Origin of the sequence: Herbiconiux liukaitaii (assembly GCF_041927495.1) — a bacterium.
GTDB classification, from domain to species: domain Bacteria; phylum Actinomycetota; class Actinomycetes; order Actinomycetales; family Microbacteriaceae; genus Herbiconiux; species Herbiconiux liukaitaii.
The window spans coordinates 293427-316153 of sequence record NZ_JBHFHG010000002.1 but is presented as its reverse complement, the minus strand read 5'-3'; the positions used below and the strand labels follow the sequence as shown (position 1 = coordinate 316153).

Here is a 22727-nt window from a genome sequence, read left to right as displayed (position 1 = left end):
CACATCCGGTCGGCCGGACATATCGCGGGCGGTTCGGGCGTTGGATGGAGGCATGAGAGCGATCGTGTATTCCGAGAACGGCCCATCCGATGTCCTGCAGCTCGTGGAGCGGCCCGTGCCCGAGCCCGCGGAGGGCGAGGTGCGGGTGCGCATCGTCGTCTCCGCCGTCAACCCCACCGACTGGAAGAACCGGGCGGGCGGCGGCACGAGCCTGCCCGACGCCGGCGAGCAGACCCCGAACCAGGACGGCGCGGGAGTGGTCGACGCCGTCGGCCCCGGTGTCACCGCGGTGGCGCCCGGCGACCGGGTGTGGCTCTTCCTCTCCGCCTACCAGCGGCCGGGAGGCACGGCCCAGGAGTTCACCACCGTGCCCGTGGAGCGCGTCGTCGTGCTGCCCGAGGGGGTCTCGTTCGACACGGGAGCTTCGCTGGGTGTTCCGGCCATGACGGCTCACCGCGCGCTGACGGTGCACGACGGCGGCCCACAGCGCCTCTCCCCCAGTGCGCTCGAGGGCTTCACCGTGCTCGTGGCCGGCGGGGCGGGTGCCGTGGGTCACGCCGCCATCCAGCTCGCCCACTGGGCGGGGGGCACGGTCATCACCACGGTCTCGTCGAGCTCCAAGGCGGCGCTCGCCGCCTCGGCCGGTGCCGACGTGATCGTGAACTACCGCGAGGAGGATGCCGCCGCCCGCATCCGCGAGGCCGCGCCCGACGGCGTCGACATCGTGGTGGAGGTCTCCCCCGCCGGCAACGCCGAGCTCAACGCGGCCGTGCTCGCGAACCACGGCACCGTGGCGGTCTACGCCAACAACGGCGGCGACCAGATGACGCTCGACGTGCGCTCGCACTTCGCGCTCAACGTGCGCTACCAGTTCCTGCTGCTCTACACGGTGGGTGCCGAGGCTCTCTCGGCTGCGGCGGAGGACATCACCGCGGCCCTCGCCGACGGCGCCCTCCCCGTGGGCGAGGAGTCGGGACTCCCCCTCCTCCGCTTCCCGCTCGCCGAGACGGCCGCGGCGCACGACGCCGTCGAACAGTCCGCCACCGGCAAGATCCTCATCGACGTCACCCCGCAGTAGCCTCCCGCTGCTCCGGCACCCGCGGGATCCAGCAGCGCACGGCTCGGCGGTAGGCCGTGAAGGCCGGGCCGAAGCGCTGCTGGAGGTCGGCCTCCTCGTGGGGGCGGATGGCGAGGTTCCACACGAGCGATCCCGCGACCGCGTAGGCCACCACGAGCCAGGAGCCGAGCAGCAGCCCCACGGCCGCTCCCTGCACGATGCCGGCCACGGCCATCGGATTGCGCACCCACCGGTAGGGGCCGGCCACCACGAGGCGGGCCGCCGTGGCCGAGGGCAGCGGTGTGCCGCCCCCGATCGTGGACATCACGACCGCCGACCACACGCCGAGCCCGCTCGCGAGAACGAGCAGCACCGCCCCGAGCACGAGGAGTGCGGTCTCCACCGGGCGGGCCGGCCCCGGCGGGAGGTGGATGCCCACACCCCACCGCTCCTCGAGCCAGACGATCCCGAGCGGGATGACGACGAGGAACAGCCCCCAGAACACGACGATCTGCGCGAACGTGCCCGCCACGTGCTCCGCCACCGGGCGACCGCCGCGAGCGGCGCGGAAGGCGAAGGGGCCCCGCACGGCCCACTTGGTGGGGATGCGCCCCAGCACGATCGCGGTGACCGCGAGCAGCGACCCAGCCGCGGCGACCGCCATGATCAGCACTCCCCAGCCCGCCTCCGTGGTGACCGTCGCGTAGACCGCGAGGGCCACGGCGACCAGCACGGTCCAGCCCGAGGCCACGACAGCGGCCGCCCGCACGCCCGACGCGGCGATCGCGGAGCCGAGCACGAAGAGCGGGATGTCGAACGCGGCCACGATCACGGGATCGAGCCCACCCAGGGTGGCCTCCCGCACCGCGGGCCAGGCGAAGACGGCGACCCACCAGGCGGCCCCGCCCAGGGCCTGCACGGCGAAGTACGCCCGGCCGAGGAGCGAGGGCGTCATCCGGTGGCCGTGACCTCGTCGAGGAACGCGATCGTGGAGGTGAAGGCGGTCTGCGCATCCGCGTAGTCGAGGTGGAACTGGTACTCGTGGGGCAGCTCCGGCTCGTGGTCGGTGGGGTAGAACACGGGCGTGACCGCGACTCCGAGCCCCTCGAGCTTCTCGGTGAGGGGCTCCGACTGCGTCGCGGTGAGCGGATCGCCGTTGCCGCCCGAGATCCAGGTGCGCGGGAACGCGGCGGTCACGTAGTCGAGGGTCGACATCTGCTGGCCACCGGGGGTGTCGACCCAGTCCCGCTCGCCGAGGTACGACCAGAGCGCCACCCGGAAGCCCCAGCCGCCGACCCCGGGGGCGTTCGGGATGCCGGAGACGTCGTAGATGCCGCAGTTGAGCACCACGGCGGCCAGTTGCTCGGGCGCGAGCGCGGGCTGCACCCCCACGAGCCCGGCGTAGTCGCTGTTCGTCGTGAGAACCGCGAGCTGGCTGGCGAGGTTCGCCCCCGCGGAGTCGCCCGCGAGCACGATGCGGGAGGGGTCGATGCGGTACGTCGCGGCATTCTCCACGAGGAAGGCGAGCGCGTCGTTGAGGTCGCGGAGCGCCACGGGATAGCTCTGCTCGGGCGCGATGGGGTAGTTCAGCGACACCGTCGTGTAGCCCTCGGCGGCGATCTTCCGCACGTACGGCCGCACCTGGCTCTTGTCGCCCGAGATCCAGGCCCCTCCGTGGATCCAGACCACGGTGGGGAGCGCGTCCGTGCCGGTGCTCGGGCTGAACACGTCGAGGGTGGTGCTCGATCCGTCGGCCGGCGTGCCGCCGTAGGGCACGTCGAGTGTCTCGTCGATCCCGCCGTCGGGAGCGTACGGCTCCATCTCGGAGACCGTGGTGCGGGCCCCCTGCTCGAACAGGGCGCGGATGAGCATGGCCGCCGGCCACGGACTCACCACGGAGGCGACGACCCCCGCCACGACCACCACGGCCAGAGAGGCGAGCACGACCCGCACGGGGCGGCGGTACCAGGGGCGGCGGCTGGACTGAGGCGTCACGCGTCGACCATACCGGCCGTCGTCAGTCGACCGACAGGGCCTCGTCGTGGTCGACCGACTTCTCCTGCAGGAACTGGCAGAGCGAGGCGGCCACCCCGAGCTCGGCCGCCATGCCCTGCAGCTCGGCGGGCGAGAGGTCGTAGGCGCCCCTCGGCGCCCCGATGGTCACGATCCACTTGGGGTCGTCGAGGCTCGCGGGCTGCATCACGATCTCCGTCGCGGAGTTGCGGAGCGGCACCACCACGAGGCCCGTGTCGGCACCGCCGTCGCCGTCCTGGATGAGCACGGTGATGAGTCCACCGCCCTCACGGGTGGTGCGGAACTCCTCGAGCCACGCTTCCAGGGTCTGCTTGCTGCGGAACGGCATTCCCCGATGGTACCGGTCGTTCTCCGCCACTCCGGCCCGCGGCGTCATATCCCGGTAGTGCCGCGTGGAGGGCCTTCGTTAATCGGCCATCCGCTCGATCTGCAGCACCTTGACGGCGATGGCCGCACGGGCGCGACCGTCGTCGATCAGGCGGCTGCGGATGAGAGCCGCCACAGCGCGCAGCGTCTCGGGCGTGGGGCGACCCGCGGTGGTCGAGAGGTGCACCGTCACGGTGGTGCGGCCGTCACCGTCGATGCCGCTCTCGCTCTCGATGTCGAGCAGCAGGTCGGGGTCGGGGAGGTCGAGGGTCGACGCGATCGCCTGGGCGGCGGCGTCGACGAGAGGCGAGGTGCGGAAGACGGCGCCCACGCCGTCGACGGCACGGATGGCGGCGGTCAGCTCGCGCGCGAGGGTCTCGTCAGTCATCCGAGCGCCTCCGGTAGACGTCGTCGAACGTGATGTCGATGCGTTCGACGACGAGTTCGGTGTGGGTGGCGAGCGCCGCGCTCGTCGCCGCGCGCAGCGCCTCGGCGAGCTCGTCCATCGGGTGGCCGAACTCGGCGGCCGCCGTGATCGAGACGGTCACCGGCGCGCCCGGTGTGGCGAGCTCGCCCTCGAACTCGGTGCGACTCACGAGCACGTGCGGGAGGGCGTCCGCCACTCCGCGGATGAGGCCGCGCACAGCGGCCTCGGTGATCGAGAGCACGGTGTCCGCATCCGGATCCGCGATCGGGATGTCGCGGCCGGGCCGGATCTCGTCCCTGATCGCCGTGAGCAGTCCTTCGATCCAGGCGTCGTCCCGGCCGGGATCCTCGGCGGCCTCCCGTTCGAGCGCGTCCCAGGAGAGCAGATGCAGGTGCTCCATGGCCTCGAGGGCGAGCAGGCACCCCGGCGATGCCTCGATGCTCGGGTCGCGGGGCGTGCGACCGCTCGCGAGGTAGTCGGCGAGTTCGTCGAGGGTGTGGCCGTCGAGATCATCGGGCGCGGCCGGATCGGGCCGCGAGTCCGGGTCGGGCCGGGCGGTCGGATCGAACGGAGTCGTCATCGCCAGGCCTCCATCTCGTGCATCAGGAACGCGCGGGACCGGGCCAGGAGCCCTCGCACGGTGGAGACGGGGATCTCGAGCGCGTCGGCGATCTCCTGGTAGCTGTAGCCGGCGGTCTCCCGCAACAGCCAACACCGTCGCTGGTCGACAGGCAATCGCCCGAGGGCCACTCCCAGGGCGTCGAGCTGCAGCCGTCGTTCGACCACCGCCTCCGGAGCCCCGTGGGAGGGAGCCGCCGGTTCCCAGTCGTCGATGTCGTCGTGCGGCTTTCGCGCCCGGATGCGATCGACCGCGCGGTTGCTCACGATCCTCAGCAGCCAGCTGCGGAGCCGTGCGGGATCCTCGAGCTCGGGCAGGTGCCGCCAGGCGCGGATGAACGCCTCCTGCACCACGTCGTCGGATTCCAGGTCGGAGGCGAGGAGCTTGGCGGCGACCACCCGCATGAGCGGGCCGTGCCGGTGGGCCAGGATGCCGAACGCCACGACGTCGCCGTCGGCGGCTCGCCCCACGAGTGCGGCGTCCGAGGCGTCGCGGAGCGGGGCAGGTGCGTCGATGTCGATGACCGTCTCCTTCCGCTCCCGGCGATGCCCTCGCAGCGCTCATCGACCTGCCTAGCACCCCCTCGACGGCGCCGCTGGGCGAGTGGCCGCAGAACGAATCGGGCGGCGGGGGATCCGATCGCGGCATCGGCGACGAATCCATCGTCGACGCTTTCGTGACGTTTCCGCGGTCGATGCCGTCCTAAGTACGGCCCTACTACGCATCAAGGACACGTCATGCACTACTCCGATCACCCCGCACCGGACCCCTCCGCCCTGCGCTTCGAGCGCACCGGCAGCGATCCGCGCGAAGCCGCGCAGGTCTACCAGGAGGCCTTCACGGGGGTGGGCTTCACCGTGACACCCGGCCCAGACGACTTCTCGTACCGGTACGCCTCGATCGGCGACGAGCGGCTCACCCTCCGCACCTCGGCGTGCTCGGGAGCCGTGGAGGGCGAGGTGCCGCACCTGCGGCAGTACGTGGTGAGCTGGTTCCGCCTCGGCGGCGGCCGGCTCGACCTGCGGAGCCTCACGCGGCACGGCAGGCTCTCCGAGCCGTTCCTGTTCCCGGCGGAGCAGCGGTTCGGTCTGTCGTTCGAGGCGCACAAGCAGAACTTCATCCACTTCGGTCAGACCTTCCTCGAAGACGTGGCGACCGAGACGCACGCGGGCCCGCGGCAGGCGGTGGCGTTCGACCTCGAGGCCGATCCCGACCCCGGATTGCTGGCCGTGTGGCGCGCCTCGGTGAGTCAGGCGACCTCCTCCCTCGTGCACTCGGCCTCCGGTGCGCTCGTGCGGCTCAACGCTCAGCTGCAGCTCGCCCGCACCCTCCTGCGGCTCTTCTCGTGGAGGGCGCTCGATGTGCCCTCGGTGTTCCGCGAGGCGCCCATGGCGAAGGCCAGGGTGGCGCTGGAGTTCCTGCAGCACCACGCCCACGAGCCCATCACACCCGCGGATGCGGCCCTCGCGGCCGGCCTGCACACGAGGAGCCTGCAGCAGGCCACCCGTCGGCACCTCGGACTGTCGCCCTCGCTCTACCTGCGCAACGTGCGGCTCGACCGCGTGCACGACGAGCTGCGATCCGCCGACCCGTGCTCCACGACCGTCGCCCTGGTGGCGCGGGACTGGGGCTTCGGGAACCTCGGCCGCTTCTCGTCGACCTACAGCGCCCGCTTCGGCGAGAAGCCGCACCAGACCCTCCGGTTGACCCGCGGAGTCTGAGAACCACCTGGAGAGTCGTGCCGGGGTCTCGGGGGCGACCGTCCTACTGACGTGACCGCATCGCACGCGGCACCGCCGCCCGACACCCCGGAGCGGTGCCCACGGAAAGATCCGACAAGGAGAGAAACCATGAGCAACCCCACCCCCGCCCCCGCGCACGCCACCCCGTCCCTCGGCCGCAACACCATCGCCGACGGCGTGGTCGAGAAGGTCGCGGGCATCGCCGCCCGCGAGGTCTCCGGCGTGCACGACCTCGGCGGCGGAGCAGCCCGCGCCATCGGCGCCATCCGCAACGCCATCAACGCCCAGGACCGCGGCCAGGGCGTCTCGGTCGAGGTCGGCGAGCGCCAGGTCGCCGTCGACATCGTGCTCGTCGCCGAGTACCCCGTGTCGCTGCAGAAGCTCGCCGACGGCGTGCGCGACAGCGTGACCGAGGCCATCTCGACCGTGGTCGGCATGGAGGTCACCGAGGTCAACGTCACGGTCTCCGACATGCACATCCCCTCCGACGACGAGGACGCCGACACCGAGAGCCGCGTGCAGTGACCCGCGCGCCGTCCAGACCGCAGTGGCTCCGCAGCACGCGTCCCCGCACGGTGTGGGCGGCGTTCCTCACGTCGCTGGTCGTGTGCCTGCTCGTCGTGTTCGGCGTGCTGCTGCCGGTGCTCGGCCTCATCGCGGCCGCCGACGGCAGCACGGCCGGCGCTCTGGACGTGCCGGTCGGGCAGATCGTGCTCGCGATCCTCATCGGGTACGTGCTCGCCCTCGTGCTGCTCGTGCTCGCCGTGCGTGTGCGCCGGGGTGCCGTGGCGTGGGTGCTCGGGGTCGCGGCCGTCATCTCGACGCTGCTCGTCTCCGTCTGGCCGATCGTCGTCACCGCGATCGCCGGCGCCGACCAGGCGCGCGACGTCATCCCGACCATCCAGCAGATCATCGGCCAGGTCACCGGATCGGGATCCTGACCCGGCTCGCGCCCCGCAGCACCCGCTCCCCCCTCCCCGACCCACCCCCTACGAAAGGTCCACCCATGCGCAACAAGACCCTCCTCCTCGTCGGAGTCGCGTTCCTCGCCTACGTGCTCGGCAGCCGCGCCGCCAAGGGCAAGCCCACCGAGACCGTCGGCCACCAGGTGGTGCGGCTCTGGAACGACCCCAAGGCCAGGAAGGCCCGCCACAAGTCGCGCAAGAAGGCCGCCAAGAAGACCTGGAAGTAGCCCTTCTCGGGGGTGCTGCGCGCTAGCCTCGCGCTACGTGCGCCAGCACCACCGGGTCTTCGCAGCCCTCGGCGAAGCCGCGGATGCGGCGGTCGATGTCGCACTGCAGCACGAGGGCGCCGATGCGCTCGGCGAGCGGCGCGAGCCACGCCGGCTGGCACGTGAAGCTGTAGCGCCACACCGCGAGAGTGCTCTCGGGGTCGCCGTCGACGGGGCTGAACCGCCATCCGCCGGCCAGACGCTCGAAGAACCACGATCCCTTCGTCATCTTCATGCCCACGTTCGACGGCGGGTTGTACGAGACGTACTCGCTCACCATGCGCAGCCCGAAGCGCTGCACCGTGAACGTGCGCACGCCCTTCGCGGGCACCTCGGCACCCCCGAGCAGCTGCTGGCGACGGATGAACGGATCCCAGCGCAACCGCACCTCACCCGTCGTCTGCGACACCGCGAAGGCCACGTCGGCGCTCACGGGCACGACGCAGCGGGATTCGACGACTCGCATCGGCCGCTGCTCAGCGCACGCGCTCGGCGGTGAACTGCAGGCGCGGGTGGGCGTAGAACTCCTGCGCCTCGATGAGCTGCAGTTCGCGCTCGCCCGAGCGGTACGTGGTCTCGATGAGGTCGAACACGCTCGACGCCGTGCGCTCGAGGGCCACGGAGGCCTCGCCGGTCTCGCGGTAGTGGGCCGTGAAGAGCGCGGCCGTGACGTCGCCGGATCCGTTGGCCTTGAACGGCATGTACGGGGTGCGCACGATCCACGCGCCCGCGTCGTCGACCACGAGCATCTCGATGGTCTCCGGGTCGCGATCCGGTCGCTCCACACTCGTGACGAGCACGGTCGACGGGCCCATCGCGCGCGCCAGATCCGCCGACTCGAGGGTCGACTCGAGGGTGTCGGGCTCGGTGCCGGTGAGGTAGCCGAGCTCGAACTGGTTGGGGGTGATGATGTCGGCGACGGGCACCACGCGGTCGCGCAGCAGCACCGGGATCTCCGGGGCCACGAAGCAGCCCGACTTGGCGTTGCCCATCACGGGGTCGCACGCGTAGACCGCGGAGGGGTTGGCCTCCTTGACGCGCCGCACCGTGTCGACGATGACGTCGCCGATGCCCACGCCGCCCTGGTAGCCCGAGAGCACCACGTCGATGCGGGGGAAGACACCGCGCTCCTCGATGCCGAGGATGACGTCGCGCACGTCGTCGGGTGAGATCAGTGGCCCGCGCCAGGCGCCGTAGCCCGTGTGGTTCGAGAAGTTCACCGTGTAGACGGGCAGCACCTCCGCCCCGATGCGCTGGAGCGGGAACACGGCGGCGGAGTTGCCGACGTGCCCGTAGGCGACGGCGGACTGGATCGAGAGGATCTTCACCCCCTCATTCTCGCTCAGCCGCGGAGGATGGAGGTCATCTTCTTGCCTTTCGCCACCTCGTCGACGAGCTTGTCGAGGTAGCGGATGCGCTGCATGAGCGGATCCTCGATCTCCTCCACGCGGATGCCGCAGATGACACCCGTGATGAGCGAGGCGTCGGGGTTCCAGGCGGGGGACTCGGCGAAGAAGCGCTCCATGTCGACCTCGTCGGCGAGCACCTTCGCGAGGCCGGCGTCGTCGTAGCCCGTGAGCCATTCGATGACCTGGTCGACCTCGGCCTTGGTGTGCCCCTTGCGCTCGGCCTTCGCCACGTAGTGCGGGTAGATGCTGGCGAAGCTCGTCGAGAAGATCCTGTGTGCTGGCATGCGCGTACCTCCTCCGCTCACGGTAGCGCCCGGGCCCGCGCCAGCGCGACAGTCACTCGCGCAGGAGGCGGCAGTCAGCCGCGCAGGAGGCGGTGGTCAGTCGCGCAGTAGGCGGGAGTCAGCCGCGCAGGAGGTCGGTGACGGTAGCGGTGGCGGCGTCCCAGTGGCGGAGCGTCGTGGCGGTGGCGGTGGCGGCGTCCCAGTGGCGGAGCGTCGTGGCGGTGGCGGTGTCGGAGTCCCAGTGGCGCGCCGCGGTGGCGGTGGCGTCGCCCTCGTCTGCGTTGGAGTCGGCGTCGGCGCCTGCGGGGGCTGCGTCGAGGAGGGTGAGGGCCTGCGGGAGGGTCTCGAGGCGCAGGCGGCGGGCGAGGGTCACGTGCGGGGTCCACTCGCCGGGGCGGGTGTGCGGTGCGTCGTCGCCGGGCCCCACGAGGGAGTGGATCGCCGCGTGCAGCCGCAGCAGCCCCGCGGAGGGCACCACCGAGCGCGCCAGCACCCGCCGATCCCCCGCACCGAACAGCAGCGGCGCCCCGAGCGCGACCGCGAGCGGCAGCACGAGCGCCCCCGCCCCCGCCCCCGCCCGCGAGTGAGCCGCCGAATCCGACTGAGCATCCGCCAGCTGTCCGGCCATGAGGCTCGCCTCCGACTGCGCCTCCGCCAGGCGTCCGGCCACGAGGGCCGCCCCCGCCCGCGACTCCGCCAGCCGTCCCTCCACGAGGCCCGCCTCCGCCCGCGCCTCGGCCAGTCGTGCGGCCAGGTGCTGCGCCTCGAGGCCCGGGCCGGCCTCGCGCACGAGGAGCGTGATGTGCGGGCGGTTGCTCGGCGCCGTGTGCGCGGCGAGGCTCGAGAGCCCGGCCGCGGCGAGCGCCGCCCACTCGCTCCGGATGCGCGCCTCGGTCGCCTCGTCGAGCAGCAGCTCCAGACTCACCACCGTCACGCCGCGCCCCCATCCGAGCCACCGGTGATCTCGGGCGGCAGGATGCGCCAGCCCCCGAAGAGGATGAGCTGCTCGGCGTCTGCCCTCTTGGCGCGCTGCACACGCACGAAGGCGAGCGCAGAGGCCACCACGAGGGCGACACCCACCGCGAGCACCGCCACCCCCACGCCCACGGGCGCGACGTCCGGTTCGGTGAAGACGAAGATCGAGCCGAGCCCCACGAGCAGTCCGAGCGTGCAGCCCACGAAGGCCGAGGCGCTGAGCAGGCGCCTCGCGGGCTCCCCCCACGCGAGCAGCAGAGGGCCGGGCAGGCCGCGTCGGCGCTCGCCCTCGTCCTTGGACTCCCACCACGAGCGGCCCAGACGACGCCTCGAGCGCACGTCGGCGTCGGCGCTGGCGCACCAGGCGAGGTAGAACATGAGGGCGAGCAGTCCGCCGCCCCCGAAGAGCAGGCCGATGAGCTCGTCGTCGACCGAGCCCAGAACATCCTCGAGCAGCTGCTCCTGCACCACCGCGATCGTGAGCACCACGAGGGCGGCGACGATCGCGAGCACCATGAGCGCGAGGAACACCGGCCGTAGCCGCCGCGCGAGGCGCCCGGAGTCGCGGAGCATCCCCAGGGCCACCTTGTCGTCGGCCGCCCACGCGTTCTGCAGCGCGACGGCCTCCTCGGCGGTGAGATATCCCTCAGGGTGCGCCAGCTCCCCCGAGCCCACCCCATCGAACCCCACCCCACGGCCCGAGCCCTCGCGGGGCCCACCCTCACCGCGCTGGCCCCCACGGTCCGTACCGCCGCCGCCGTCCGGCCTCATCGCCGTGGGCGCAGTTGCGGCGCCTGCGCCGGTGCCAGTACCGGTGCCGGTGCCGAGCTCCTCGAGCAGCGTCGCCCGGCTCACGCGCGACCGCCCACCTCCCTCGGTGAGCGACACGGCGACCGAACGCTGCCTCTCGGTCAGCGCCACACCGTCGACGGTGTCTCCCGCCGCGCCCGCGCTCGCACCCGAGCCGGCAGCGGGTGGCACCTCGAGGGGCAGTTCGGACACGAAGCGGCGGAGGTCGGCGAGTCCCGCGGCGTCGAGTCCCTTCATGGGCTGCCCCGCCACGAGCACACGCACCGAGGGCCCTTCGGTGGAGACGAACCGGTAGATGAGATAGGCGGCCCCACCTGTCGAGACCGTGCGCCAGGCCTCGGTGATGGTGTCGAGGGGCACCTCGCGACCGCGCAATCGCGCGACCCGCGCATCCGGATCCCACTCGACCGCGCCGTACGCGATCCCCACGCCCGCCACGATCCCTCCGACGAACACCGCCCAGGTCAGCAGGAAGCCGAGCACCCAGCTGACCGACCCCAGGCCGAGCGCCTCGAAGCCGGCCGCCGGGAACGCTGCAAGCGCGAGACCGAGGAACCCGGTCAGCACGAGCATAAGCGGAAGGCTGCGGAGTGCGGGATTCCCGCCGATCCTGATCATCGTCTCTCCTTATCCGTTCGCGCCGAAGACGATCTCCACGTCGTCGCCCTCGGCGGTGATGCCGGCGGAGACGAAGAAGGTGTCGTCGTAGCGTGCGCCGTCGGATCCCGTGTACTCCGCCACCCCCGGCGTGCTCCTCATGCGCAGGGTGGGTTCGGTGGGCGATCCGTCGACGTACTCGGTCTGCGCCGCGCCGAGGAAGTCGATCTCGGGTGGCAGCGTGATGCGCAGACCGGTCGACTCCCTGGCCAGGTAGCCGAGCTCGGCGGGGCACTGCTCAGGCATGGCGGCGCCGGCCTCGACGCACTCGTCGAGGTGCTCGGCGAGTGCCTCGGTGACGGTGTCGACGAGCTCGGCGGTCGGGTCGAACCAGAGCTGGATGGAGGTGGGGTCGGCACCCGCCGGATCGGGGACCGACTCGGTGGCGTCGTCGGTGACGAGGAGGTACTCGCTGCCGGCCGAGAGGTAGGTGCGGGTGGGGGCCGCGAGCTGGTACTCGCCCGGGTAGACGAGGGTCACGACCTGCTCGGCACCCTCCACCTCAGGGCCGCTGAGGGTGATCGGCTCACCGCCGAGCGTGGCGGGGCCGGCGCTCGGGACGTTCGACTCCACCACGACGGGCACGACCAGCGGATCGATGACGCTCCACCGCGTGAACCCCAGGAACGCGTCGTCCTGCCGCTCCGCCCGGAGCGCGGCGCTCCCCCGGTCGTCGCCCACGAGGTACTCGACGAGCACGGTCGCCGTGCCGCCCACGGGCACATCGGCGCTCTCGCCGAACGCGAGCTCCACGTCGGTCACCCGGAATCGCTCGAGCGAGCTCCCGAGCACCCCATCACTCACGAGCGCCGCCCCGACCCGCACACCCCCACCCGCACCCGCACCCGCACCCGCAGGATCCCCACCGCCGTCATCGCTGCCGCCAGCATCCCCGCCGCCATCGTTCCCGTCGTCGCCACCGCCGGCATCCCCACCGCTGGCATCCCCGCCGCCATCGTTCCCGTCGTCGCCACCGCCGGCATCCCCGCCGCTGCCGCCCCCGGCGTCGCCGTCCGTGCCATCGACCCACTGCGCCGGGTCGACCACGGCGTTCGCGCCCGTCGCGTCGCGCGCCTCCAGGAGGGCCACATACTCCCGCACCGCGTGGTCGGGCCCCTGCGCCGTGCGCGCCACCGACCACGCGATGAGCGCCACCACCCCCAGCACGAGCAGCGACACCCCGATCACGATCACCCGCACCCGTGCGCGCCCGCGCCCCCGCCCGGCGCCCTCGACCCCGCCACCCGTGCGGCCGTCCGTGACGGCGGATGCCTCGCTCATCAGAACCCCCTCCCTCCATCATGGCCGCATGCCCACCGACCGGCGAGGGGGACAACTCCCCATCGGCGCAGTGTCGGCCGCCTGTCTCGCCGGTAGCGGCCACGTGACGGCCGAATGGCGCCCCGGTGACGGCCAAGTTGCGCCCCAGTGGCGCCCCGGTGACGGCCAAGTGGCGCCCCAGTGGCGCCCCGGTGTCGGTGGCCGCGCCTAGCGTCAGTCGCGCACCGGTTCGAGAGGAGACGAGCAGCAGTGAGCACCCGCGGCTTCGCCACCATCGACTTCGAGACGAGCGGCCTCGCCCCCTCCCACGGGGCCAGAGCCCTCGAGATCGCGGTGGTGCACTCCGACCCCGACGGCGTCGTCACCGGCCGGTGGGACACCCTCATCGCGGGTGACGGATCGGTGGGCCGCACCGACATCCACCGCATCTCCCGGGCCACGCTCGCCCACGCGCCCGCCTTCGGCGACATCGCCCCCGAGCTGCTGCAGCTGCTCAGCGGTCGGGTGATCGTGGCGCACAACGCGGGCTTCGACCTGCGCTTCCTCGAGGCCGAGCTCGACCGCGCCGGCTACCGCTTCGAGCGGCCTCCCGTGTCGCTCTGCACGGCGCGACTCGCCCGCACCTACCTGCCCGGCATGAGGCGCTCGCTCGCGCGGCTCTGCGAGGTCTTCGGCATCGAGCTGGAGGGCGCCCACCGCGCCTCGGTCGACGCGCTCGCCACCGCGCAGCTGCTCGAGTGCTACCTCGCGAGCGCCGCCGACCGCACCCTCTTCACCGAGCACCTCGACCGCGCATCCCGCACCCCATTCGCGCCCCTCCCCACCCGAGGAGTCCCCTGGCACCCCCGCGAGCTCGCCACCCCCCACTCCTCCTGGCCGGCCTTCACCCCCTGACCCGTCCCGCCCCACCCCGCGACCCGGCCCGTCTCACCCCGTGAGCCAGGCACGGCCGCTCACTCGCGCGCGCCATCCGCCAGGCGCACCTCCTGACCCGGGCCACCCTCACCCGTGACCCAGACCCGGCCGCTCTCGCGCGCGCCATCCGCCAGGCCCCGTGACCTGGCCTGCCCTCACCCCGTGACCCAGGCCCGGCCGCTCACTCGCGCGCGTCATCCGCCCCCGGAGTGCGGGGCGGCGCGGGCGCGGTCCGCCTGCAGCGCCTCAGGCGGGCGACGTCGTGAGCGACTGCAGACCCATCACGCGCAGCAGGTCGAGCTTCTGCTCATCCTCCCCGCCCGGCACCACCGTGTAGACCACCACCCGCAGGTCGCCCCCGGGCACCGTGAGCACATCGCAGTCGACCGTGATGGGCCCCACAGGCGTGCGCGTCACGGTCTTGCGGCTCGACCGGTGCTCCGCCACGCGCGCCTCCGCCCACCGCCGCTCGAACTCGGGCGACGACGCCCTCAGCCGCGCCACGAGCTGCGCGAGCGCCCCATCGCGCGGGTACCGCCCCACCGCGGCCCGCAGATCCGCCGCCAGATCGCTCGCGAACTCCTCCTCGTGCCGCGCGTCGAACTCCACGCCGTCGTGCCCCGTGGTGAAGTGCCTCCACACGAGATTGCGCTCGATCCCCGTCACCGTGGACCAGTCCCCCGTGAGCGCCGCCCACAGCGGGTTCCACAGCAAGATGTCGTGGGTCGCCGTGAACACCGCGAGCGGCACGTCTCCGAGCCGATCGACGATCCGCTGCACCCCGGGTGTGATGTGCCGCGGCACCATGCCGTCCGACGGCACGGCCACCCCGGCCGCCCGGAACAGGTGGTCGCGCTCCGCCTCGGTCAACCGCAGCGCCAGGGCGAGCGCGCCGAGCAGCTGCGCCGAAGGATGCGTGGCCCTGCCCTGCTCGAGGCGCACGATGTAGTCGACGCTCACCCCGGCGAGCGCGGCCAGCTCCTCGCGCCGCAACCCGGTCGTGCGGCGCCCGGCCCCCGCGGGCAGTCCCACCTCGGCGGGCCGCACACGTTCGCGCCAGGATCGCAGCACGGTCGCGAATTCGCTCATGCCCCCATCCTGCTCCCGCAAGGTGCCGGCAGGGTGGTACTCCCGGTCCCCCTGTCGAGCAGGACCTGGGGCCGTCCCTCCAGGGGGCGCACAGTGGAGCCATGACAACGACACTCATCACCGGGGCCAACAAGAGCCTCGGACTCGAGACCACCCGCCGCCTCCTCGAGGCCGGCCACACCGTCTACGCCGGCATGCGCGACACCGCGAACGGCGACGCGGCCCGCGCCCTCGGCGCCCACGTCGTGCAGCTCGACGTCACCGACCAGTCGAGCGTCGACGCCGCCCTGGGCTCCCTGCCCGAGCTCGACGTGCTCGTCAACAACGCGGGCATCCTGGGCACCTCGTTCGGGGTCGACGACCTCACGGCCGAGGCCATGCAGTCCGTACTCGACACCAACGTGCTCGGCATCGTGCGGGTGACGCAAGCGGCGCTCCCGCTGCTGCGTGCCTCGTCGGCGCCCGTCGTGGTGAACGTGGCCTCCGGTGTGGGCTGGCCGCGGTTCCTCAGCACGGAGGGCCACGACGAGTTCCCCGTGCCCGCCGTGCCCTACGCCGCCTCGAAGGCCGCCGTGATCGCACTCACCGTGCAGTACGCCAAGAACCTGCCGGCGTTCCGCATCAACGTGAGCGACCCCGGCTACACCTCCACCGACTTCAACCACCACAGCGGCCACCAGACCATCACCGAGGGAACGGATGCCACCGTGGCGCTCGCCCTCGTCGGCCCCGACGGCCCCACCGGCGAGTTCCACAACCGCCACGGCCGCATCGAGTACTGATCCGGACGAGCGGACGCCGTCACCAGCGCTCGCGGTGCCGCTCCTGGTCGACCACGGCCTCCCGGTCGGCCAGGCGGCGGAGCCCCGCGAGCGGCTGCGCCATGCGGTGATTGCCCCTGAGGCGCGGCTCCACCCGGTCGAGAAAAGCCCAGTACCCCGCGGTGAAGGGGCACGCGTTCTCGCCCAGCCGCACCGTGGGGTCGAAGACGCATCCCGAGCAGTAGTCCGACATCCGCTTGATGTAGGCGCCGCCCGAGGCGTAGGGCTTCGTGGCCACGATGCCGCCGTCGGCGTGCTGCGACATGCCGATCACGTTCGCGGGCATCACCCAGGGCGTGCCGTCGACGAACATGTCCACGAACCAGTCGTTGAGCTCCACCGGGTCGTAGCCGTGCTGCAGCGCCCAGTTGCCGAGCACCATGAGGCGCTGGATGTGGTGTGCCCACCCGTGCCGCCGCATGCCGTCGATCGTCTCGCGCAGGCAGTTCGACTCGATCGCCGAGGCGTCGAGCTCGCGGAACGCCGCCGGCAGCGGGGTGTGGGCGGCGAGCGCGTTGCTGTCGGTGGGGTACGACTCGCCCAGGCGCCAATAGAGGTGCCACACGTAGTCGCGCCAGCCGGCGATCTGCCGCACGAAGCCCTCCACGCTCGAGAGCGGTGCGTTGCCGGCGTGGTACTCAGCCGCGACCGTCTCGATCGCGTGCACGGGGTCGAGCAGCCCGAGGTTCATGGGGGCGCTCAGCAGGGAGTGCGCCATGGTCCAGTCGCCGCCGAGCATCGCATCCTCGAACGGTCCGAAGTCGTTCAGCCGGCTCTCCACGAAGTCGGCGAGTGCGAGCTCGGCCTCCTCGGGGGTCGCGGCGAAGCGGCGCGGCCCGTCGTCGCCCACGAGCTGCACATGGCCGTCGCGCTGCCAGCGGTCGAGATCGGCGCGCACCTCGTCGTCGATCTCATCCTCCACGGGCCACCACGGATCCGGCAGCCCCAGCCCTGCCGCGTTCTTCGGCGGCGGGTTGCGGTTGTCGTGGTCGTAGTTGAAGCGTCCGCCCTCGGGCTGGTCGCCGCGCATGAGCGTGCCGGTGCGCTCGCGCACGGTGCGGTAGAAGTCCTCCATCAGGAGCCGCTTGCCCGCGCGGGAGTCCGCCCAGCGGGCGAATTCCTCCTCGCTCGTCACGAAGCCGCGACTCGGCAGCACCTCGATGCCGCGCCGGCGCACGAAGCGCCTCGCGGCCCAGGATGTGGGATCGATGACCTCGAGGTCGGTGCGGCCCTCGATGGCGTCGTCGTAGCGGTCCACGCGGTGGTACTCCCCGCGGTCGCCGAGCGCCGCCGCCCTGTGCCGCATGGCCGAGAGCAGCAGGTGCGCCTTCGCGCGGTGCATCGGCCGCCTCCCGAACACGGAGCGGGCCTCCACGATCATCATCGGCCCGCCGTCGTCGAACAGCGGCCCGAGCTGCCCGGCGAACACCCACCGCGTCCGCGACCCCCCACCCGTGGCAGGCGCGGATGCGGAGGGGGACGCGGACGGGGAACCTTGCGCTTCCGGCTGCGCATCGTGGTGCGGTGTCACGCCCTCACCCTAGACACCCTCCGCCTCGATGCACACAGAACGCGGGCGGGTCGCAGACGGGCAGGGCCAGGATGGACCCATGAGCACCCCTTCGGACGCCACCACCGCCACCCCCAGCCCCGCTGAGGAGCCCTCCGAGTCGGAGGGCGGGGTGCTCGTGGTGGGGGCGGGCATCGCGGGCCTGGCGTGCGCGCTCGCGCTGCGGGAGGCCGGAGTGCCGGTGCGAGTGGTCGACAGGGGCCGGCGCCCGGGCGGCCGCATGTCGGGGCGCACCCTGCACGGGCGCGCCGTCGACCTCGGCGCCTCGTACTTCACCGTGCCCGACGGCTCGGGCTTCGCGCAGGTCGTCGACGGCTGGCAGCACCGAGGCCTGGCCCACCCCTGGACCGACACCTTCTCCGTCCTCCCCGCCCCCGAGCCCACCGCTCCCGCCACGGCCGAGACCAAGACCGGCCCGATGCGCTACGCCGCGGCGGCAGGCCTCCGCTCCCTCGTGGAAGACCTCGCCACCCCCGCCCACGCAGCTGGCGCCACCCTCGATCTCTCCCGTGACATCACCCGAGTCCACCCCGACGGCACCGTCGAACCCGCCCCCGAGCCGGCTGGCGCGGGCGGCGATGGGCCCTACGACGTCGTGGTGCTCGCGATGCCCGAGCCCCAGGCCGCGCGGCTGCTCGAGCCGGGGTCACCCGCGGCGGCCGGGCTCGACGTGGAGGCGTGGGAGCCCGCACTCGCGATCGCCCTGGGCTTCGCCGAGCGCGCCTGGCCGGCCGACCTGCACGGCGCCTTCGTGGACGGTTCGCCCATCGTCACCTTCCTCGCCGACGACGGCGACCGCCGCGGCGACGGCGCCCCCGTGCTCGTCGCCCACACCACAGCAGCCTTCGCCGCGCAGCACCTCGACACCCCCGACGCCGCGATCCCCGCCGTCACCGCCGAGGTCGTCGCCCTCTTGGGTCTCGCGCCAGACATCGCCCCCACGTGGGCGCACGCCCACCGGTGGACCTTCGCACGCGCCACCTCCACGCATCCCGAGCCCTACCTGCTCGAGGGCCGCATCGCGGTGTGCGGCGACGCCTGGGGCGGCCGTTCCTCGGTCTCCACCGCGTGGGCCTCAGGCGACGCCCTCGGCCGAGCCCTCGCAGCCAGGCTCCGCGATGCCCCTGGCGGCGACTCCAGCGCTTCCGCCTGAGCTCAGGGGCGGCGGCCCCACCCCGCGAGGCGGTTCACGATGCGCAGCAGGCGGCGAGCGCCGCGGCGACCCACGACCCCGTTGCTGATGGTCGGCAGCATCCGGAACGTGAACTGCGACACCACGTCGGCCGCCACCGCATCCACCGCAGCTCCCGCGGGCGCCCCGAGCGCCGCCACGGCCTGACTCGTCATGAAGCGCTGCAGGATGCGTCCGGCGCGGGTCTGCTGCATGTCCCGGATGGCCGTGTCGAGCGTGAACACGCCGGGCTCGGCCGCCAGGCTCGCAGGCAGCGCGCGCCCCAGCAGCACGGCGAAGTCCGCTGCCGGGAACCCGGTCGCCCGCGACGGCACCCGATACGCCGCGGGAACCGCATCCCCCGCGCCCACGGCATCATCAGCATCCGCTACGCGATCCGCATCCGCATCCGCATCGAGCTCGAGGGTCTCGCGCCACAGGATGTCCCGCGACGACCGGCCAGCGCGCACCTCGAAGCGGCCGGGCTCGAGCACCCACCCGTGCACCGCAGGATCCCACACCGTGAACGCCCGCCGCCCGAGCCGGATGACGACCCGCTCGCTCTCCCCGGGCTCGAGCGACACCTTCGCGAACCCCCGCAGCTCCTGCTCGGGCCGGAACAGCGTCGACTCCTCGTCGTGCACATACACCTGCACCACCTCGGATCCGGCCCGCTCCCCCGTGTTCGTCACGACGAGCCGCAGCTCCACCGCCAGATCATCCGCAGCATCCCCCGCGACCACCACCTCGCGCTCGGACCACTCGAACGTCGTGTACGACAGCCCGTGCCCGAACGGCACAGCCACAGGCTCCCCCGCACTGTCGAAGTAGCGGTAACCGACGTACAGACTCTCCCGGTACTCGCTCGTGGCGGGCCCGTCGCGCAGCTGCGACACCGGATGGTCGTCGTACCGCTCGGGGAAGGTCTCGGCCAGACGCCCACCGGGCTCCACCGCCCCGAGCAGCACATCGGTCATCGCGCTGCCCGCGGCCTGCCCGCCCAGGTAGCCCTCCACCACGGCCGGCATCGAGGCCAGCCACGGCAGCTCCACGGGCGATCCGTTCTGCAGCACCACGACCGTGCGCGGATTCGCGGCGAGCACCGCCTCGACCAGCCGGTCGTGCGCTTCCGGCAGACGCAGGTGCTCGCGGTCGACGCCCTCGGTCTCGAACGTCTCGGGCAGCCCCACGACCACCACCGCCACATCCGCGGTCGAGGCGATGCGCACGGCCTCGGCGATCTGGGCGGGGGTCGAGGGGTCGTGCTGCCGTTCGTAGCCGGCGGCGTAGGTGACGGAGTCGGCGCCCACCGTCTCCGTGAGCGCCTCGAGCAGGGTGTCGACACGGGTCGGCACCACGTGCGAGCTCCCCGCCCCCTGGTAGCGCGGCTCCTCGGCCATCGCCCCGATGAGCGCGATGCGGCTGCCCACGGCGATGGGCAGCACACCGTCGTTCTTCAGCAGCACGGTGCCCGCCGCCGCCACGCGCCGCGCCAGCAGGTGGTGCAGCTCGAGCTGCCGCTCATCCAGCTGCCGAGCAGCCAGCAGCGCCTCCCCCGACTCGTCGACGTCGGCCGGCTCGTCGACGCTGTCCGAGGATGAGGAATCCGACGCCTCCGCGCCGTCGCCCTCCTGCTCCGAGGGGTGCGCCACGAGCGCCTCGGCCCCGCCGTATCGCGCCACGAGCGCCAGGATCCGCGCCACCGACGCATCCAGCGCCGCCCGAGGCAGCACGCCGGAACGCAGAGCCCGCAGCACGTACCGGTCATCGCGCCGCCCGAGCCCCGGCATGGCCAGATCGTTGCCGGCGGGCACCGAGACCGTGCGATCCCACGCCGCCCCCCAGTCCGAGATCACCAGCCCCCCGTATCCCCACTCCTCGCGCAGGATCGAGTTCAGCAGCCACCCGTTCTCGGTGCAGTGCAGCCCGTTCAGCCGGTTGTACGCCGCCATCACCGTGGCCGGTCGCGATCCGATCACGATGGGCTCGAATCCCGCGAGGTACAGCTCGCGCAGCGCCCGCTCGTCGACCACGGCGTCGACCCCGTACCGCCGCTGCTCGGTGTTGTTGGCGGCGAAGTGCTTGACGGAGGCGCCCACCCCGGTGCTCTGCACCCCCTCCACCCACGCGGCCCCGATGCGCGACGACAGGTGCGGATCCTCCGAGAAGTACTCGAAGTTGCGACCCCCCACGGGCGTGCGCTTGAGGTTGACCCCAGGCCCGAGCAGCACCCCGATGCCGTGCGAGCGCGCCTCGAGCCCGAGCGCCTCCCCCACCTGCCGCACCAGAGCGGGGTCCCACGTGGAGCCGAGCGTCGACGCGGTGGGAAAGCACGTGGCCGGGTGCGAGTCGAACATCGACAACCCGGAGCCGTTCTGCGGACGCCGCACCCCGTGCGGTCCGTCGCCCACACGCACGGCGGGGATGCCGAGGCGCTCGATCGCGGTCGTGGTCCAGGCGTCGGCACCCGCGGTGAGCGCCACCTTCTCGGCATCGGTGAGCCGGGCGAGCAGCGCGGCAGGAGTCGTGTCCATCTGCATCATGCTAAAGCGACCGGAGCGGATCGGCTCTCCACCGTCGACGCTCCGCTGTCTTCCCGGGTGGCTCTGCAAGACTGGGCGCACCACTCGAGAGAAGGACGACGCCGTGACCGACAGCGCCCCCAAGCCCACTGCGATCCTCCCCACGGTCTCGATCGTGATCCCCGCCTACAACGAGGAGGCCGGAATCCGGCACTGCCTCGTGGCCGCGATCGAGCAGACCGTGCCGGCCCACGAGATCATCGTGGTCGACAACAAGTCGACGGACGGCACGGCCGCCGCGGTCGAGGCGATGCAGGTGGCGTTCCCGGAGTCGAACATCCGCCTCATCCACCAGAACGAGGAGCAGGGGATCACCCCCACCAGGAACGCGGGCTTCGACGCGGCCACCGGCACGGTCATCGGCCGCATCGACGCCGACACGGCGCTCTCGGCCAACTGGGTCGAGCAGGTGCAGCGCGCGTTCGCCTCGGGCGAGTTCGTGGCGGCGAGCGGATCGGTCGAGTACTACGACATGCCCATGCGCTCGTTCGGCCACCACGCCGACGACACGGTGCGCAAGATCCAGGTCAAGCTCGCGGGCAAGTACGTGTTCCTCTTCGGCACCAACATGGCCATCACCAACGAGGCCTGGAAAGCCGTGCGCGGCGACGTCTGCGCCGACCGCGAGGATCTGATGCACGAGGACCTCGACCTCGCCGTGCACCTCGCCCTCAGGGGCTTCAAGATCGGCTACGTCTCGGCCATGACCGTCGGCATGTCGGCCCGCCGGCTCGACTCGGCCCCCCGCGACTACCTGTACTACGTGGAGCGCTTCAAGCGCACCTACGAGGCCCACGGCATCCGGGATCTGCGCCTGCTCGCGCCCATGGCGGTGTTCCTCGGCGTCTACCCCGCCCTGCACGTGCAGCGCCGCCTGCTCGAGCACCGCACGGCCCAGACCTGGGGCGGCCGCCCCCGAGCGGTCGACCCGGCAGGCTCCGCCAGCGCCGAGTAGCCGCAGCGCCCCTCGCGTGCTGCGTCAGATGCGTGGAGGTGGGAGCTGCCCGGAGACGGGGTAGGTGGGGTGCACGGTGGCGGCCGGCGAGGCGGATTCGGACGCGGCGCGCCAGCGGTCGATCTTCGCCCTGCGGCGTCGTCTCGAGAGGGTGAAGGCGACGACGGGCAGCCCGAGCACGAGCAGCCAGTAGACCACGATGCCCGTGACCCACAGCGCCTCCGCGAAGGCGAGCCCGCCCTCTGCGCTCTGCAGACTCTCCTCGGTCACCGGCTCAACGCTGCCCACGGGCCCGTGCTGCACGGCGCGCGGCGGGTCGTCGAGCACCACGAGGAACGACAGCTCGGCGGGGTGGTCGGAGGAGGGCGGGAAACCCCAGTACTCGTCGCCGTAGGCCGTGATGGTCTCTTCAGCCCTCCCGTCGGAGGCCGGCACGACGACGCTGTAGATGCCGCTCGTCTTCGGCAGCCCCGAGCTCGTCTCCACGTCGGTGAGCGTTCCCGTGACCACGACGTTGCGCCCCACGGCGTCGACCTGCCCGGCCACCACCTCGGCCGCGGCATCCTTCAGCCCACCCAGGATGCCGAGCATCACCACCCCGGGCAGCAGCACGAGCACGAACAGCACCCAGAACGGCCACCCGGGCCTCGGCAGGCGCTGCGGCTGCGGCTGCATCGGAATCGTGGGCTGCATGCCCCTCACGCTATCCCTCCGCCGACCTCCGAGCGATCT

General features: G+C 72.5%; 25 protein-coding genes. 9 read left to right on the top strand and 16 right to left on the bottom strand.

Going from position 1 to position 22727, the window contains the following annotated elements; genetic code table 11:
- Positions 1–52 precede the first annotated feature (52 nt).
- Positions 53–1078, top strand: coding sequence for an NADPH:quinone reductase (locus tag ACEXQC_RS01980; protein WP_374817819.1), 1026 nt, complete (start codon positions 53–55; stop codon positions 1076–1078).
- On the opposite strand, the gene ACEXQC_RS01975 is transcribed toward ACEXQC_RS01980, so the two are convergent.
- The 6 genes from ACEXQC_RS01975 to ACEXQC_RS01950 all read right to left on the bottom strand — a co-directional run bounded on the left by ACEXQC_RS01975 (position 1065) and on the right by ACEXQC_RS01950 (position 4973).
- Positions 1065–2012 carry a methyltransferase gene (locus ACEXQC_RS01975; protein ID WP_374817817.1) on the bottom strand — a complete coding sequence of 316 codons (948 nt, stop codon included), beginning with the start codon at positions 2010–2012 and terminating at the stop codon, positions 1065–1067. The genes ACEXQC_RS01980 and ACEXQC_RS01975 overlap by 14 nt on opposite strands.
- Positions 2009–3052: an alpha/beta hydrolase gene (locus tag ACEXQC_RS01970; RefSeq protein WP_374817815.1), complete on the bottom strand. Its 1044-nt coding sequence runs from the start codon at positions 3050–3052 to the stop codon at positions 2009–2011. The genes ACEXQC_RS01975 and ACEXQC_RS01970 overlap by 4 nt, the downstream gene beginning before the upstream one ends.
- 22 nt (positions 3053–3074) lie before the next feature.
- A complete protein-coding gene (locus tag ACEXQC_RS01965; protein ID WP_374817813.1) occupies positions 3075–3419 on the bottom strand; it encodes a hypothetical protein in 345 nt (114 codons plus the stop codon).
- A 78-nt stretch (positions 3420–3497) separates the two neighbouring features.
- Positions 3498–3845 carry a hypothetical protein gene (locus tag ACEXQC_RS01960; protein ID WP_374817810.1) on the bottom strand — a complete coding sequence of 116 codons (348 nt, stop codon included), beginning with the start codon at positions 3843–3845 and terminating at the stop codon, positions 3498–3500.
- A complete protein-coding gene (locus ACEXQC_RS01955; protein ID WP_374817808.1) occupies positions 3838–4464 on the bottom strand; it encodes an Asp23/Gls24 family envelope stress response protein in 627 nt (208 codons plus the stop codon). Before ACEXQC_RS01955 ends, ACEXQC_RS01960 begins: the two co-directional genes overlap by 8 nt.
- Positions 4461–4973 (bottom strand): RNA polymerase sigma factor, encoded by a 513-nt coding sequence (locus ACEXQC_RS01950; RefSeq protein ID WP_374817806.1) that lies wholly within the window; start codon positions 4971–4973, stop codon positions 4461–4463. The genes ACEXQC_RS01955 and ACEXQC_RS01950 overlap by 4 nt, the downstream gene beginning before the upstream one ends.
- Positions 4974–5240: 267 nt before the next feature.
- On the opposite strand from ACEXQC_RS01950, the gene ACEXQC_RS01945 reads away from it, so the two are divergent.
- The 4 genes from ACEXQC_RS01945 (at position 5241) to ACEXQC_RS01930 (ending at position 7437) form a co-directional block, all read left to right on the top strand.
- Positions 5241–6224, top strand: a complete 984-nt coding sequence (locus ACEXQC_RS01945; RefSeq protein ID WP_374817803.1) for a helix-turn-helix transcriptional regulator — start codon at positions 5241–5243, stop codon at positions 6222–6224.
- A 129-nt stretch (positions 6225–6353) separates the two neighbouring features.
- Complete coding sequence (locus tag ACEXQC_RS01940) at positions 6354–6770, top strand: Asp23/Gls24 family envelope stress response protein (RefSeq protein WP_374817801.1); 417 nt, start codon at positions 6354–6356, stop codon at positions 6768–6770.
- Complete coding sequence (locus ACEXQC_RS01935; protein WP_374817799.1) at positions 6767–7186, top strand: hypothetical protein; 420 nt, start codon at positions 6767–6769, stop codon at positions 7184–7186. Before ACEXQC_RS01940 ends, ACEXQC_RS01935 begins: the two co-directional genes overlap by 4 nt.
- A 65-nt stretch (positions 7187–7251) precedes the next feature.
- Complete coding sequence (locus tag ACEXQC_RS01930) at positions 7252–7437, top strand: hypothetical protein (protein ID WP_374817797.1); 186 nt, start codon at positions 7252–7254, stop codon at positions 7435–7437.
- Between the two features lie 22 nt (positions 7438–7459).
- Here ACEXQC_RS01930 and ACEXQC_RS01925 read toward each other — a convergent pair whose 3' ends face one another.
- From ACEXQC_RS01925 to ACEXQC_RS01900, 6 genes are all read right to left on the bottom strand, one after another.
- Positions 7460–7942, bottom strand: a complete 483-nt coding sequence (locus ACEXQC_RS01925) for an SRPBCC family protein (RefSeq protein WP_374817795.1) — start codon at positions 7940–7942, stop codon at positions 7460–7462.
- A gap of 10 nt (positions 7943–7952) precedes the next feature.
- Entirely contained in the window at positions 7953–8804 is an 852-nt protein-coding gene (pdxY, locus tag ACEXQC_RS01920; protein ID WP_374817793.1) for a pyridoxal kinase PdxY, read from the bottom strand.
- Positions 8805–8818: 14 nt separating this feature from the next.
- Positions 8819–9169, bottom strand: a complete 351-nt coding sequence (locus ACEXQC_RS01915; protein WP_374817791.1) for a DUF2200 domain-containing protein — start codon at positions 9167–9169, stop codon at positions 8819–8821.
- Between the two features lie 118 nt (positions 9170–9287).
- Entirely contained in the window at positions 9288–10103 is an 816-nt protein-coding gene (locus ACEXQC_RS01910) for a 2'-5' RNA ligase family protein (RefSeq protein WP_374817789.1), read from the bottom strand.
- Positions 10100–11527: a hypothetical protein gene (locus tag ACEXQC_RS01905; protein WP_374817787.1), complete on the bottom strand. Its 1428-nt coding sequence runs from the start codon at positions 11525–11527 to the stop codon at positions 10100–10102. Before ACEXQC_RS01905 ends, ACEXQC_RS01910 begins: the two co-directional genes overlap by 4 nt.
- Positions 11528–11581: 54 nt before the next feature.
- Positions 11582–12892, bottom strand: coding sequence for a hypothetical protein (locus tag ACEXQC_RS01900; RefSeq protein ID WP_374817785.1), 1311 nt, complete (start codon positions 12890–12892; stop codon positions 11582–11584).
- 249 nt (positions 12893–13141) lie between these two features.
- Between ACEXQC_RS01900 and ACEXQC_RS01895 the strand changes: the two genes are divergently transcribed.
- Complete coding sequence (locus tag ACEXQC_RS01895; RefSeq protein ID WP_374817783.1) at positions 13142–13786, top strand: 3'-5' exonuclease; 645 nt, start codon at positions 13142–13144, stop codon at positions 13784–13786.
- 267 nt (positions 13787–14053) lie between these two features.
- Here the strand turns inward: ACEXQC_RS01895 and ACEXQC_RS01890 are convergent, their stop codons facing one another.
- Positions 14054–14896 (bottom strand): helix-turn-helix domain-containing protein, encoded by an 843-nt coding sequence (locus ACEXQC_RS01890; protein WP_374817781.1) that lies wholly within the window; start codon positions 14894–14896, stop codon positions 14054–14056.
- A gap of 101 nt (positions 14897–14997) precedes the next feature.
- Between ACEXQC_RS01890 and ACEXQC_RS01885 the strand changes: the two genes are divergently transcribed.
- Positions 14998–15678: an SDR family NAD(P)-dependent oxidoreductase gene (locus ACEXQC_RS01885; protein ID WP_374817779.1), complete on the top strand. Its 681-nt coding sequence runs from the start codon at positions 14998–15000 to the stop codon at positions 15676–15678.
- Between the two features lie 19 nt (positions 15679–15697).
- Here the strand turns inward: ACEXQC_RS01885 and ACEXQC_RS01880 are convergent, their stop codons facing one another.
- Positions 15698–17248 (bottom strand): cryptochrome/photolyase family protein, encoded by a 1551-nt coding sequence (locus ACEXQC_RS01880; protein ID WP_374817777.1) that lies wholly within the window; start codon positions 17246–17248, stop codon positions 15698–15700.
- A 79-nt stretch (positions 17249–17327) separates the two neighbouring features.
- On the opposite strand from ACEXQC_RS01880, the gene ACEXQC_RS01875 reads away from it, so the two are divergent.
- Positions 17328–18440 (top strand): NAD(P)/FAD-dependent oxidoreductase, encoded by a 1113-nt coding sequence (locus tag ACEXQC_RS01875; RefSeq protein ID WP_374817775.1) that lies wholly within the window; start codon positions 17328–17330, stop codon positions 18438–18440.
- A gap of 2 nt (positions 18441–18442) precedes the next feature.
- On the opposite strand, the gene ACEXQC_RS01870 is transcribed toward ACEXQC_RS01875, so the two are convergent.
- Entirely contained in the window at positions 18443–20992 is a 2550-nt protein-coding gene (locus ACEXQC_RS01870; protein WP_374817773.1) for a beta-glucosidase, read from the bottom strand.
- 112 nt (positions 20993–21104) lie between these two features.
- Here ACEXQC_RS01870 and ACEXQC_RS01865 point away from each other — a divergent pair, with 112 nt between their 5' ends.
- A complete protein-coding gene (locus tag ACEXQC_RS01865; protein WP_374817772.1) occupies positions 21105–21995 on the top strand; it encodes a glycosyltransferase family 2 protein in 891 nt (296 codons plus the stop codon).
- A gap of 24 nt (positions 21996–22019) precedes the next feature.
- On the opposite strand, the gene ACEXQC_RS01860 is transcribed toward ACEXQC_RS01865, so the two are convergent.
- The gene (locus ACEXQC_RS01860) at positions 22020–22688 is read right to left on the bottom strand and encodes a hypothetical protein (protein ID WP_374817770.1); all 669 of its coding nucleotides are present in this window, start codon (positions 22686–22688) and stop codon (positions 22020–22022) included.
- Positions 22689–22727 lie beyond the last annotated feature (39 nt).

Coding starts and splice junctions, on each gene's coding strand:
- ACEXQC_RS01965 (WP_374817813.1), bottom strand. CDS start 3,419: ATGCCGTTCCGCAGCAAGCAGACCCTGGAAGCGTGGCTCGAGGAGTTC.
- ACEXQC_RS01915 (WP_374817791.1), bottom strand. CDS start 9,169: ATGCCAGCACACAGGATCTTCTCGACGAGCTTCGCCAGCATCTACCCG.
- ACEXQC_RS01885 (WP_374817779.1), top strand. CDS start 14,998: ATGACAACGACACTCATCACCGGGGCCAACAAGAGCCTCGGACTCGAG.
- ACEXQC_RS01960 (WP_374817810.1), bottom strand. CDS start 3,845: ATGACTGACGAGACCCTCGCGCGCGAGCTGACCGCCGCCATCCGTGCC.
- ACEXQC_RS01930 (WP_374817797.1), top strand. CDS start 7,252: ATGCGCAACAAGACCCTCCTCCTCGTCGGAGTCGCGTTCCTCGCCTAC.
- ACEXQC_RS01860 (WP_374817770.1), bottom strand. CDS start 22,688: ATGCAGCCCACGATTCCGATGCAGCCGCAGCCGCAGCGCCTGCCGAGG.
- ACEXQC_RS01905 (WP_374817787.1), bottom strand. CDS start 11,527: ATGCTCGTGCTGACCGGGTTCCTCGGTCTCGCGCTTGCAGCGTTCCCG.
- ACEXQC_RS01870 (WP_374817773.1), bottom strand. CDS start 20,992: ATGGACACGACTCCTGCCGCGCTGCTCGCCCGGCTCACCGATGCCGAG.
- ACEXQC_RS01925 (WP_374817795.1), bottom strand. CDS start 7,942: ATGCGAGTCGTCGAATCCCGCTGCGTCGTGCCCGTGAGCGCCGACGTG.
- ACEXQC_RS01875 (WP_374817775.1), top strand. CDS start 17,328: ATGAGCACCCCTTCGGACGCCACCACCGCCACCCCCAGCCCCGCTGAG.
- ACEXQC_RS01890 (WP_374817781.1), bottom strand. CDS start 14,896: ATGAGCGAATTCGCGACCGTGCTGCGATCCTGGCGCGAACGTGTGCGG.
- ACEXQC_RS01980 (WP_374817819.1), top strand. CDS start 53: ATGAGAGCGATCGTGTATTCCGAGAACGGCCCATCCGATGTCCTGCAG.
- ACEXQC_RS01940 (WP_374817801.1), top strand. CDS start 6,354: ATGAGCAACCCCACCCCCGCCCCCGCGCACGCCACCCCGTCCCTCGGC.
- ACEXQC_RS01900 (WP_374817785.1), bottom strand. CDS start 12,892: ATGAGCGAGGCATCCGCCGTCACGGACGGCCGCACGGGTGGCGGGGTC.
- ACEXQC_RS01955 (WP_374817808.1), bottom strand. CDS start 4,464: ATGACGACTCCGTTCGATCCGACCGCCCGGCCCGACCCGGACTCGCGG.
- ACEXQC_RS01945 (WP_374817803.1), top strand. CDS start 5,241: ATGCACTACTCCGATCACCCCGCACCGGACCCCTCCGCCCTGCGCTTC.
- ACEXQC_RS01975 (WP_374817817.1), bottom strand. CDS start 2,012: ATGACGCCCTCGCTCCTCGGCCGGGCGTACTTCGCCGTGCAGGCCCTG.